The following is a 12567-nucleotide window of genomic DNA, read 5'->3' as shown; positions in this document are numbered from 1 at the left end:
TCTTAGTACAACGGCGATGCCGGTAAAAAAAGCTCCGTCAGCATTAACGGTTTACCACTTAAGCGCAGGCGTGAGCGACGCCCCCACAGATCGGCATTGCGACCAATTTCAATAAAGTCCCGGGTGAGCTCTGATGATGTAAACAGATAGCGCCCCAGCGGAGTCTTGCCCATCTTCTGCAGGGCCAGCTCTGGTCCGGTGAGGGTCGACTCGGGCACCACGGTGCGCCCGGCAAGCCAGGGTTCCCCGTCGGCACAGAGTAAAATTTCTCGCAACCAGTAGCGCGGCTCTTGTGGCAAAAGCGGCAGTTCGTCCTGCACGGCATCGGCAGTGACAAACCCTTCCTGAATGAGGGTGACGGTGACCTGTTTGCCCTGCTGCTCAAAACGTTTGGTCATGGAATCTTCCAGCAACAACCAGTCGAGTTGCGCCGCATCCAGAGGGGGAATTTCTTCAAAGTAACGCAGCGCACGCAGTTGCGTTAGCGCAGGATGTGACATGCCAGACTCTCCGTTACATAACGTAAGGCTATTGTATCGCAGAAATGGCAACAGAGGGGGGGCAAACGCAACTTAGCGATCATTATCGCAACAGGGATGCAACAGGCGGCATCCGCAAAAAAAGTGCGCCCGACAGGGCGCACCAAACTACTGACAAAATCAGCATTGTGGGGAGACGGTCACCCCTTGCCTTTTACACTGCTGATAAAGGTGGAACGGGCCGATGTGGAGCCCAGACGCTCTGCTTCATCAAGCAGTTTCAGCGCTTTGTCGACATCGCCGCTGTTTACCGCCTGCTTAATAGCGTTATTGAAGTAAGCTTCGGTGTCGTTCAGTACCGGCTCGGCTTTCTTCGCCGGGGCAGGCGCTGGCGCGGCGACCGGAGCTGGAGCTGGCGCGGCATAGGCCGTGGCCGGGGCGGCGGTATTCCCTACGGTCACCGGGCCGTTTGAGGAGGAGCCAAACAGCGGGCCAACCAGTACGCTGGAGGCGGTATTGGTCGACACTTTCAGCTTCACGGTGCCGTCGGTGGTATGACGGGCGATAGGATCGGGGATGTCCGGAATCGCGTTGCCGATCCCTTTGGCATACGCTTTAGCCGGATCGAGCAGCGTGGTCGTTTTCTGAAGATCCTGAGGGGTGGTGAAGACCAGCACGTAGAGTTTTTGCTGTCCCAGCGCCGGGGTCAGACGCATCACGCCTTCCAGACGATCGGCGCTCATCACGCCCGGCTCCTGGTACGGGAAGTAGTCAGACGGGAAGAACGCCGCTGGCGTCAGGTTTTGATCCAGGATCAACACGTTCGGGGCAAAGACGCTGGTTTGTTTGTTCACTTCGCTCGTGAGGGTCAGCGCGATTTCGCCGATATTCGCTGGCACGCTAAAGGCCAGCACCGGGCCAGAAATGCCGGGAACGTTCAGCGGCTGGCCGCCCGTTGCAAGCTGGGCGGTTTTTGGTTTTGACTGATCGACAGGCGTCCAGACCAGCTGCTGCAATGCTGCGGTCGGTACAGACGGCGCCGCCGTGGTGTTTTGTGGTACGAAATTTACGTCAGCAAAGGTAACGGCAGGCACGCTGGCCAGCAGCCCTGCGGATAGACAAAGGGCAACGAGACTTTTTTTCATTTTCATTGTAATCACCTCAAAAGCACAGGTTCAGCGGTAGCCAGGCAATAGCGCGCCGTCCCGAAGGAATTGAGGGGCTTTCGCCCCTCGTTTGGTCTGTACGTCAGATTAAGACGTTATTACCACCAGATTTCCATCTGGGCACCGAAGGACCACTCGTCGTTGTCACCGCGGCTAAAGGTTCTTGCCGAGGTATCGCTATAAGCGATGCCAGGGGCATAGCCTGCGATAGTGTTTTTACCTGTTGGCGCATAACCCCATTTTTCGTCCCACTTCGCGTAAGTGGCGAAGATACGGATAGCCGGACGAGACCAGATGCTATCACCCGCCTGCCATTGCTGTGCGAGAGTGACTTTAACCTGATTGTTGGTATCGCCTGTTTCCTGAGACTTAACGTTGTCGTAGCCAACTTCAAGCAGGGTACTCATGATTGGGGTCCATTTGTACATAGGACGCACGCCCACAGTCCACCATTTAGTCCCATTGTTGCTGTCCAGATTGATGTCCTGGTACATACCGACATACATCAGATCCCAGCTGTCACCCAGAGAGACCGCACCGTGGTCAAGGAGTCGTATCAGGTGACCGTTATTATCCATGGCATAGTTAATGTCATCGGAAGTTCCGATACTTGCGCCCTGCGACAGTCCTTTACCATGAGAAGTCATTGAATCCGTTGCGTACTGGACAACGAATTTGTTAAAGCCTTTCAGCATGCTCTGGGTATGTTCAGCGGTGAACATCCAGCCATCTTTAGATGCGCCATCAACCAGATAGTAGTCATCACGCTCGTTTGCACGACCATAATCCACACCCAGCTCCAGCGTACCGCCCGGGTTGATTTCCATCTGGGCTAAGCGAACGTCGAAAACATCGTTTGCTGTACGGGTGGTGTAGTCGTAGATGTTGTTGCTAGCGAAGGCAGAAGAGCCACCCGCTTCAGAGGAACGTGTTGCCGCCAGAGAGAGTTTACCGAAACCGACATCGATATTTTCCAGACCCGCACCCGGACCTGAAATATCCCAGTAGTAGAAGTCGATCATGTGAACGTCATGACGCTGATAGAAGCGCTTACCGGCCCAGATAGTGGAGCCTGGCAGCCATTCAATCAGGTTTTTACCCTGCACGTTGGCTTCACGGAAGGCCGGGTCGGTGGCTTCCCAGTCGTTCTGCTGTGCAACGGAGTAGGCTACGTTGGTGTCGAAGTAGAAGCTCTTATCACCCTCTTTCCACACTTCCTGGCCCAGTTTAATTTCGGCATAGGTTTCACATTCGTTACCAAGACGATATTTAGAACCCGCACCCGTTGCCTGGAAACACTGTTGTTCGCCGCCACTCCCGGTCCAGCCAATGCCAGAACGAGCATAACCTTTAAAGTCGACAGCGCCGGCCTGGGCAGACAGGATGCCTGCCGCAATGGCGACCGCCAGAGGGACTTTGCGCAGAGTAATCATTATTCTATCTCCTGAGATCATTGCTTTTCTTTTTTACACTTCACTCGTCAGGCCACGGGTGGCGGCCTCGTGAGCTTGTGTATGTTTTGGAATGCTTAAACGCCGGGCTCTTTATGCAGCCGACGACATGCGGTGCCATCCTCACGGAACAGATGGCAGCGCTCTGGCGGCAAGCCAATAGCGAATGTGGCACCCTCTTTTACCAACACCACGTCATTCTGGCGGTAAACCAGGTTCTGACGGATGGCGGGGATCTGGATATGAATCTGAGTTTCGTGGCCTAACTGTTCTACTACCTGCACCTCACCTTCCAGCGTCACATCGGCGATGTGGCTAGGCAGTAAGTGCTCCGGGCGAATGCCCAAAGACATGTTGGCGCCAACGGTCACGTTGGTGCTCTCGACGGGTAACCACACCTGCTGGCGGTTCGGCAGCTCAACCTGAACTTGTTCGATGGCGGTCGCCGTCACTTTCACCGGCAGGAAGTTCATCTTCGGCGAGCCAATAAAGCCCGCAACAAAGCGATCTGCCGGATAGTGATAGAGTTCCAGCGGTTTACCCACCTGCGCCACGCGGCCGGCATCCAGCACCACAATTTTGTCGGCCAGCGTCATTGCCTCGACCTGATCGTGGGTGACGTAAATCATGGTGCGACCCAGACGTTTGTGCAGACGGGAAATCTCGATACGCATCTGCACGCGCAGCGCGGCATCAAGGTTCGACAGGGGTTCATCCAGTAAGAAGACGCGTGGTTCAGCCACCAGCGTACGGCCAATCGCGACGCGCTGACGCTGGCCGCCCGAGAGCGCCTTCGGTTTACGTTCCAGCAGATGCGCCAGCTGCAGCACTTCGGCAACCTGAGTCACACGCTGGTTGATAACTTCTTTCTTCGCGCCGGCCAGCTTGAGGCCGAAAGACATGTTCTCGGCAACCGAGAGATGGGGATAGAGGGCATAAGACTGGAACACCATGCCCACGCCGCGCTCAGCGGGCGGCACATCGTTCATACGGGTGTCGCCAATGAACAAATCACCGCTGGTGATGGTTTCAAGACCGGCAATCATGCGCAGCAGCGTGGATTTACCACAACCTGACGGGCCAACAAACACCACGAATTCACCTTCCTGGATATCCAGGTTGATGTCTTTCGACACCACCACGTCGCCCCAGGCTTTCGTTACATTACGCAGCTGTACGCTCGCCATCCCCTACTCCCTTTGTTACAACCCGTCATCGACAGAAACATTCAAGATGGGCTGACTATGCGGTAACGCGTCGCGTCGCGAATCCTCCACCCCCTGGCTTTTTTATGGGGGAGGAGGCGGGAGGATGAGAGAGCAGGCTCTGCCCCCGGCGAGCGGGGGCGGAGGCGAAAATCGTGATGCAGATGGCAAAATTCACTGCCTGTTTATGTGCGCCAGTACGCATAACTCAAATTTATGCAACGCAGATCACACATTGAGGGGGTGGGGCGTAGGGTCAAGGAGGATGGAAAGAGGATGTCAAATAAGGAGACTGAGCCACGTTGAACTACCTCATTGTATCCACAGCACATCATAAAAAGGATGGCAGATATGAATATCAAGACTGGCGCACGCGTTTTCGCATTGTCCGCCCTGGCAGCAATGATGATTTCCGCCCCGGCTCTGGCCAAGATCGAAGAAGGTAAGTTGGTTATCTGGATTAACGGCGATAAAGGCTATAACGGCCTGGCCGAAGTGGGCAAAAAATTCGAGAAAGACACCGGTATCAAAGTCACCGTCGAACACCCGGATAAGCTGGAAGAGAAATTCCCGCAGGTTGCAGCGACCGGCGACGGCCCGGACATCATCTTCTGGGCGCATGACCGTTTCGGTGGTTACGCACAGTCTGGCCTGCTGGCGGAAGTCTCGCCGGATAAAGCCTTCCAGGACAAGCTGGTCCCGTTCACCTGGGATGCCGTGCGTTACAACGGCAAGCTGATCGCCTACCCGGTGGCGGTTGAGTCGCTCTCCCTGATTTACAACAAAGACCTCGTACCTAACCCGCCAAAAACCTGGGAAGAGCTCCCGGCGCTGGATAAAGAGCTGAAGGCCAAAGGTAAGAGCGCGCTGATGTTCAACCTGCAAGAGCCGTACTTCACCTGGCCGCTGATTGCTGCCGATGGCGGTTATGCGTTCAAGTTTGAAAACGGCAAATACGACGTCAAAGACGTTGGTGTGGACAACGCAGGCGCGAAAGCGGGTCTGACCTTCCTGGTTGACCTGATCAAGAACAAACACATGAACGCGGATACCGATTACTCCATCGCCGAAGCCGCCTTCAATAAGGGCGAAACCGCGATGACCATCAACGGTCCGTGGGCGTGGTCCAACATCGACAAGAGCAAAATCAACTACGGCGTAGCGGTGCTGCCAACCTTCAAAGGCAAGCCGTCTAAAACCTTCGTTGGCGTGCTGAGTGCCGGTATCAACGCCGCCAGCCCGAACAAAGAACTGGCGAAAGAGTTCCTGGAGAACTACCTGTTGACCGACGACGGTCTGGACATGGTGAACAAAGACAAACCGCTGGGTGCCGTGGCGCTGAAATCCTTCCAGGATACGCTGGCAAAAGATCCACGTATTGCGGCCACTATGGATAACGCCAAGAAAGGCGAAATCATGCCGAACATCCCGCAAATGGCAGCGTTCTGGTATGCCACCCGTACCGCGGTCATCAACGCAGCAAGCGGTCGTCAGACTGTCGATGCGGCGCTGAAAGATGCTCAGGGACGTATTACCAAGTAATGCCGTAATTCCCTCTCCCCCGGGAGAGGGTTAGGGCAAGGGTTGTCGCTATCTGTACCCCTCGCCCCGGCCCTCTCTCGCAGGAGAGGAAGAAAAGATAAAACGCTGTTGAGGAAGAACCCCATGGATGTCATTAAAAAGAAACACTGGTGGCAAAGCGACACGCTGAAATGGTCAGTGATTGGTCTGCTTGCCCTGCTGGTGGGTTACCTTGTTGTTTTGATGTACGCCCAGGGGGAGTACCTGTTTGCCGGCATGACGCTGATTTTGAGCGCGGTTGGCCTCTATATCTTCGCTAATCGAAAAGCCTACGCGTGGCGTTATGTTTATCCGGGCGTGGCCGGGATGGGTCTGTTTGTCCTGTTCCCGTTAATCTGTACTATCGCGATCGCGTTTACTAACTACAGTAGCACCAACCAGCTTGCGCAAGAGCGCGCCCAACAGGTGCTGATGGATCGCTCATACCAAGCGGGTAAAAGCTTTAATTTTGGCTTGTATCCTGACGGTGACCAATGGAAGTTAGCGCTTACTGACCAGGAAAGCCAAAAGGTCTATGTTTCTGATGCCTTCAAATTTGGCGGTGAACAAAAGCTGACTCTGAAAGAGGCCGCGGCCCTGCCGGAAGGCGAACGCGCGAATCTGCGTGTCATTACCCAAAATCGTCAGGCGCTGACCCAGCTCACCGCCATGCTGCCGGATGAGAGCAAAGTGACCATGAGTTCGCTGCGCCAGTTCTCCGGCACCCAGCCGCTGTATACCCTGGCCGATGACGGTACCCTGACCAACAACCAGAGCGGCGTGAAGTACCGTCCGAATAACGATGTCGGTTTTTATCAGGCGGTAAACGCCGACGGCACCTGGGGTGATGAGAAGCTCAGCCCGGGCTATACCGTGACCATCGGCTGGGACAATTTTACCCGCGTCTTTACTGATGAAGGTATTCAGAAACCGTTCTTCGCGATCTTCATCTGGACGGTAGTCTTCTCGGTACTGACGGTGATCCTGACCGTGGCCGTCGGCATGGTGCTGGCCTGTCTGGTGCAGTGGGAGTCGCTCAAAGGTAAAGCGATTTACCGGGTGCTGCTCATTCTGCCCTACGCCGTGCCCTCGTTTATTTCGATTCTGATATTCAAAGGGCTGTTTAACCAGAGCTTTGGTGAGATCAACATGATGCTGAGCGCGCTATTTGGCATCAAACCGGCCTGGTTCAGCGACCCAACCACCGCCCGTACCATGATTGTTATCGTCAACACCTGGCTTGGCTATCCGTACATGATGATTCTGTGCATGGGGCTGCTGAAGGCGATTCCGGACGATCTGTACGAAGCCTCGGCGATGGACGGTGCAACCCCGTTCCAGAACTTCTTCAAAATTACGCTGCCGCTGCTGATTAAGCCGCTCACGCCGCTGATGATCGCCAGCTTCGCCTTTAACTTTAACAACTTCGTGCTGATCCAGCTGTTAACCAACGGCGGCCCGGATCGCCTGGGCACCACCACCCCGGCAGGCTATACCGACCTGCTGGTGAGTTACACCTACCGTATCGCCTTTGAGGGCGGCGGTGGCCAGGACTTTGGTCTGGCGGCGGCAATTGCCACGCTGATCTTCTTGCTGGTGGGCGCGCTGGCTATCGTGAACCTGAAAGCAACCCGCATGAAGTTTGACTAAGGAGGGTAATGAATATGGCTATGGTCCAACCCAAATCGCAAAAGTTACGTTTACTGATTACCCACCTGGGGCTGCTGATTTTTATCGCGGCGATCATGTTCCCGCTGCTGATGGTTATCGCTATTTCGCTGCGTTCGGGGAACTTCGCCACCGGCAGTCTCATCCCGGAACAGATCTCCTGGGAGCACTGGAAGCTGGCGCTGGGCTTCAGCGTTGAACATGCAGATGGCCGCGTGACGCCGCCGCCGTTCCCGGTGCTGTTATGGCTGTGGAACTCGGTGAAGGTGGCTACCATTACGGCCATTGGCATCGTGACCCTTTCCACCACCTGCGCCTATGCCTTTGCCCGTATGCGCTTCCCGGGGAAAGCCACGCTGCTGAAAGGGATGCTTATTTTCCAGATGTTCCCGGCGGTACTGTCGCTGGTAGCGTTATATGCCTTGTTTGACCGTCTGGGTCAGTATGTGCCCTTTATCGGCCTCAATACCCACGGCGGCGTGATCTTCGCCTATCTGGGCGGGATTGCGCTGCATGTCTGGACGATTAAGGGCTATTTCGAAACCATCGACAACTCGCTGGAAGAGGCGGCGTCGCTCGATGGCGCAACCCCGTGGCAGGCATTTCGTCTGGTGCTGCTGCCGCTGTCGGTGCCGATTCTGGCGGTAGTGTTTATTCTGTCGTTCATTGCGGCCATCACCGAAGTGCCGGTCGCGTCTCTGCTACTGCGTGATGTAAACAGCTACACGCTGGCGGTTGGGATGCAGCAATACCTGAACCCACAAAACTACCTGTGGGGCGACTTTGCCGCCGCCGCTGTGCTCTCTGCCATTCCGATCACCGTTGTATTCCTGCTGGCTCAACGCTGGCTGGTTAACGGCCTGACCGCAGGCGGAGTGAAAGGTTAAGTTTCATTGTTCTATGCCACTGTTATCCCTCAAATTGCCTTAAATTCACTGTGACTGTTGTTGGCGCTCTTCGGAGCGCCTTTTTTTTATTCCCGCTTCAGGCGTTTGGAATTGCACAGCCAGAGGGTGATCACCAGCAGCAGAATGGCGGCCGAGTAGATCAGCACGTCGAGAGGCGAGGTATGATCAACGATAATCAACCGCACAATCGCCGTAATGCCAATGTAGACAAAGTAACGCAGCGGAAAGTGAAAGCCAGACTGGAAGTACTTCACGATCAGGGCGATAAATTCAAAGTAGAGAAAGTAGACCACCAGCCCTTCGACCAACTCGTATTTGCTGGTTTGTTCAGGGGCAAACAGGACATCGGCCAGATGCAGCGTCTCTTTGCCGAGAAAGACGACCAGAATTAGACCAAGGCTTAGCAGACCGAGGTTCAGCACGGTCTGGAGGATGGTTGAGATGAACTCAACGCGCGGGCGGGTCAGGGATGTCATACAGCACCTCATTCTCCAGGGTGAGGTTCCTGTATAACGCAAAAATGTGACGGGGATCTATATTTTTTGTTTATGTTTTACTCGATTCGGAGTTTGTTACCCTCACTCCGACCCTCTCCCTCAGGGAGAGGGAGAAAACCGAACCCTCGCCACTGAGGAGAGGGTTAGGGCGAGGAGCCTCAGCGGAAGTTAATACTCTTATCGCTGGTCATATCATACAGCTGGAACTTACGTCCAAGCTGTTGCCCCCCGTCGCGGGTCAGCGGCGTCCAGCCAATGGCCGCGCGGCTGCGGGTCGGGCCCGATGAGAAGAGATCCAGTGGAATAGAGACATACACCCCTTTGGTGAAGTCCCCTTCCCCGTACTCATCCGGCGACACGTTGGTGAGGGTCGCATAGCCACCGACAACCACGCCGCTGTCGAAGTGTTTCGAGATATCCAGCGTGCCGCCTTTATCCCCCGCCAGATACTGTCCAACGCTCGCTTTCACCAGCACATCCTGAGCAAACGACGGCGTCCAGTAGGCGGTGAGATGGCCCGTTTTCACGCTGTAATCGGTAAACTTCATCATGTCCTGCGCGCTGCGCCAGTCACGCTGTTTCACGTAGTTGGCATCCAGACCGAACGCCCAGTTGCTGTCGACAGGACGGTAAAGCACTTCGGCCCCCGCGCCGCCATACATGGTCTCCAGATAGCCTCCGTACACCTGGCCGTAGAAGCCGTTGCCAAAGTACTGGAAATAGTTGGCCTGCAGGTTGTTCACGTACGCGTTGTTTTGCACATAGTCACGTACATGTGTACGCACGCGCGGCAGCTTCGAATCGCTTGGCGGGTTGGTGTAGTTGAACTTGTCGTAGTTATTCGCCAGGTTGCCAAACAGACTCCCGGTGGTCAGGAGGTGATCCGTTACCCACAGATCCGCCGTAGCCATCACCCCCAACTGGTACATATAGAAGTTTTCTGGCCCACCGACGGACTGGTTTAGCACCGGATCGATATGGAAATCGAAGCGCGGTTTATCAATATACCAGCCCTGCTCGGTGCTCTCTGGCACTATCGGCTCCACCCGTTTTTGAACCAGTTCGGTCTCATGTCCCAGTGGCTCTCCCGCCAGATGGCGCTGCAGGCTTGCCACATCCGTTTCAGTGGTCACCTGAGGCAGGTTAAGTCTGTTTTCAGTTACGCGGATCGTGCGGATCCCGTCGGGAAGATCGTTCATGATGATCCGGTTGGCGCGTTCGATCCCTTCTCCTGAATCGCGGTATTTCACCTGCTCGCCGGTCACGTACAGGGTATCGCCCTTCACCTGGATCTTCGCATCCGCGAGGCCGGCGTTGTATTTCAACAGCGTGAGCTGGTTGGCAACAACCGTATGCTGGAGGATGGCATCCTGCGGCTCCGGCTGGTATTTCGGCCGGGCGTTATCGTTGTATGACGGTCGCATATCATTGAAGTTGGTGCGCAGGGTCACGCCAAACATCAGGGTATTGCCCCGCTCGTAGCTGAGGTTCACGTCGGCCCAGTCGGTTACGCGATAAATGGCGCCAACGTTAAACTTGCTCTTCTGTTCGAGCTTGCCGGCAAAATCTTCGCTGTAGTTATTCCCTTCATACTCCAGCTTCAGGCGTAGCGGCTGCCAGGGCGTCTGATACTCTACGCCGCCAAACAGTGAAGCGGGGCCGTGGAACATCTGATCGCCATTGACCGAACCGGCCTTTTTATAGCTGTTGTCGCGGTAGCAATATTTGTCGCTGTATGAACAGAACGGGTTACTGACGTTACCGCTGGTGCCGAGATATCCCCAGCCCAGGCCGAGGCTGAAATCAAACGGGCCCCAGGCTTTACTGGCCACCAGGTACTCGGCATCGAACAGACCTGTACCGCCGATATCGCGCGCCCCGACGGAGACCTGCGGCATCCAGTAGCTCTCTTCCCACAGGCGCAGTTTTACGTCGAAGGCTTTATCTTTGTAAGTCTGATTGCCAGAGAAAGACTCTACGCTGCTGTATTTTTTGGTGCGAACGTCGGTGTAGCGCAGAGTGGTTTCCAGCCACGGGAAAAGCTGTACCGAAGCGGAGTAGTAACGATACTGATCGTTATCGCGATAGTTAAGGCTGATCTCCCCTTCCCGCGCCATGCGGGCGGTAGGCGTTTGCAGCAGCCCCACACCACCAAAGTCCGACTGTGACGGCCCGATCGGGGCCGGATACGTTTCTGCGTGGCAGGCGGCGCTCACACACAGCGCCAGGGCGCTGTAGAGATAAGTTTTTTTCATCAATCCGGTATCCGATGCGTCAGGGAGTGAAGGATGTCGGTATTGAGACCGTCATACGCCTTCGTCCAGAAGTGATCGGCAAAGCCGACAAAAATCACGCTGCCCGGCATGGGCTCCACATGACGCTTGTTCCAGTAGGCCACCGGGACGTTCTGCGTACGGCCATCCGGATAAACGACCCACGCATAGCTCTTCTCAGCACCCGCTAACAGGCTCTGCTCGTCGAGATAGCTCGCCACATCACGCCCCGGCGTAAACGGCTTTTTGCCCGGGCTGCTGACCAGCCCCATCACCGTCACGGTGCCAGGTTTGGCGGGGATCCAGAGGCTGTACTCCCCCAGCAGCGTCGGATTGCCGTTTTCCGCTATGCGCACTTCATCGGGATCAAGATTTATCTGCTGACGTCCGGTCACGGCAATCTGCTCCAGCTGCTGGCGTACGGCGTTGATTGCCGCCGTATCGTCGCCAGAGGCCTGGCCAGCAAGCCCGGTCAGCCTTGCCAGCAACGCCTTGTGCTGCTGCTCTGCACGCACCGTGGCCTGACGCTCACTGATTACGGCTCCCGGCCACCAGCTGTTTGCCAGACGAGGCTGTCCAACCAGATCGAGGAGGTGTTCCGCATTGGATAAGGTTTTGGGTTCTTTGCTGTCGGCGATATAGACCTTAACCGTGCCCGCCGACCACGCCAGCGGCGCACTCAGGCACATTAACAGCGCAACGCAGAGTTTGATGTTCATTGTTTCGCTGCCTTAATCAGGGTCGCTTTCACCGGGAAGAAATCGGCGCCCAGGTACTGCAACGACTGGCGTATCTGCCCTTCGTCGTCCACCCAGTAACGGTTATGCCAGCTGGCCTGATCGGTCGTGACGGCTTCATCCAGCACGCGAACGTGAGTCTCGTCGCTGCCGACTTTTACGCTGTCGCTGCCATCCCAGCGAAAGACCGACCGCGCAGTGGCATAGCGCACCTGTTTGTGTTCGGTCCAGCCCATCGTCCGCGTCCAGCTTGCGCCGTCGGTAATTTGATTGGGCTTGATAAGCGGGTCATCCGCGAGGTTATTCACCTCCAGCAGATTGTCGCCGCCGAGCAGTGTTTTCACTATGCGGCCATGCTGCGTAACAATGGTGGCCTGATCCTGCGTCACCCATTTCTGCTGCCCGTTTTCATCGAAAGCGAGTACCACAAACAGTTGCGGGCCATCGTTTAACTGCATGTATTGGCTGGCGTAGGGCATGTTCTGGATATCGTCATCGGTCAGGTGTACACCCGGCGTTCCGAACAGACTCTCCCACAGTGAGTTGCCCAGCCCTTTAGTGGTGGCTGAGCAGGCCTGTAAAAGCAGGCAAATCAGGATGATTGCAGGTCGCTTCACGACTCT

General features: G+C 55.7%; 11 protein-coding genes. 3 read left to right on the top strand and 8 right to left on the bottom strand.

Annotated features, from left to right (window positions below; all coding sequences use genetic code 11):
- Positions 1 to 2: 2 nt before the first annotated feature.
- The 4 genes from ubiC to malK form a co-directional block, all read right to left on the bottom strand.
- A complete protein-coding gene (ubiC, locus tag B2Q93_RS18495) occupies positions 3 to 500 on the bottom strand; it encodes a chorismate lyase (protein WP_207292800.1) in 498 nt (165 codons plus the stop codon).
- A 179-nt stretch (positions 501 to 679) separates the two neighbouring features.
- Positions 680 to 1630 (bottom strand): maltose operon protein MalM, encoded by a 951-nt coding sequence (malM, locus tag B2Q93_RS18490; RefSeq protein WP_212478550.1) that lies wholly within the window; start codon positions 1628 to 1630, stop codon positions 680 to 682.
- 113 nt (positions 1631 to 1743) lie between these two features.
- Positions 1744 to 3081, bottom strand: a complete 1338-nt coding sequence (locus B2Q93_RS18485; RefSeq protein ID WP_154298841.1) for a maltoporin — start codon at positions 3079 to 3081, stop codon at positions 1744 to 1746.
- Positions 3082 to 3173: 92 nt separating this feature from the next.
- Positions 3174 to 4283, bottom strand: coding sequence for a maltose/maltodextrin ABC transporter ATP-binding protein MalK (gene malK / locus B2Q93_RS18480; protein ID WP_263617155.1), 1110 nt, complete (start codon positions 4281 to 4283; stop codon positions 3174 to 3176).
- 369 nt (positions 4284 to 4652) lie between these two features.
- Here malK and malE point away from each other — a divergent pair, with 369 nt between their 5' ends.
- The 3 genes from malE (at position 4653) to malG (ending at position 8416) form a co-directional block, all read left to right on the top strand.
- Positions 4653 to 5843: a maltose/maltodextrin ABC transporter substrate-binding protein MalE gene (gene malE, locus B2Q93_RS18475; protein WP_286934030.1), complete on the top strand. Its 1191-nt coding sequence runs from the start codon at positions 4653 to 4655 to the stop codon at positions 5841 to 5843.
- Positions 5844 to 5966: 123 nt separating this feature from the next.
- Entirely contained in the window at positions 5967 to 7511 is a 1545-nt protein-coding gene (gene malF / locus B2Q93_RS18470) for a maltose ABC transporter permease MalF (protein WP_286934028.1), read from the top strand.
- Positions 7512 to 7525: 14 nt separating this feature from the next.
- On the top strand, positions 7526 to 8416 hold the full coding sequence (gene malG / locus B2Q93_RS18465) for a maltose ABC transporter permease MalG (RefSeq protein ID WP_040078625.1): 891 nt from the start codon (positions 7526 to 7528) through the stop codon (positions 8414 to 8416).
- Positions 8417 to 8502: 86 nt separating this feature from the next.
- On the opposite strand, the gene psiE is transcribed toward malG, so the two are convergent.
- The 4 genes from psiE to B2Q93_RS18445 all read right to left on the bottom strand — a co-directional run bounded on the left by psiE (position 8503) and on the right by B2Q93_RS18445 (position 12561).
- Complete coding sequence (gene psiE / locus B2Q93_RS18460; protein WP_040077630.1) at positions 8503 to 8913, bottom strand: phosphate-starvation-inducible protein PsiE; 411 nt, start codon at positions 8911 to 8913, stop codon at positions 8503 to 8505.
- A gap of 179 nt (positions 8914 to 9092) precedes the next feature.
- Positions 9093 to 11189 carry a YjbH domain-containing protein gene (locus B2Q93_RS18455; protein ID WP_040077631.1) on the bottom strand — a complete coding sequence of 699 codons (2097 nt, stop codon included), beginning with the start codon at positions 11187 to 11189 and terminating at the stop codon, positions 9093 to 9095.
- Complete coding sequence (locus B2Q93_RS18450) at positions 11189 to 11926, bottom strand: capsule biosynthesis GfcC D2 domain-containing protein (protein ID WP_286934027.1); 738 nt, start codon at positions 11924 to 11926, stop codon at positions 11189 to 11191. The genes B2Q93_RS18455 and B2Q93_RS18450 overlap by 1 nt, the downstream gene beginning before the upstream one ends.
- Entirely contained in the window at positions 11923 to 12561 is a 639-nt protein-coding gene (locus B2Q93_RS18445; protein WP_046885546.1) for a YjbF family lipoprotein, read from the bottom strand. Before B2Q93_RS18445 ends, B2Q93_RS18450 begins: the two co-directional genes overlap by 4 nt.
- Positions 12562 to 12567 lie beyond the last annotated feature (6 nt).

The sequence above is a fragment of the Leclercia sp. UBA5958 genome (assembly GCF_002430365.1).
GTDB classification, from domain to species: domain Bacteria; phylum Pseudomonadota; class Gammaproteobacteria; order Enterobacterales; family Enterobacteriaceae; genus Enterobacter; species Enterobacter pneumoniae.
The sequence above is the reverse complement of the archived record's forward strand: the minus strand, read 5'-3'. Positions and strand labels throughout refer to the sequence as shown.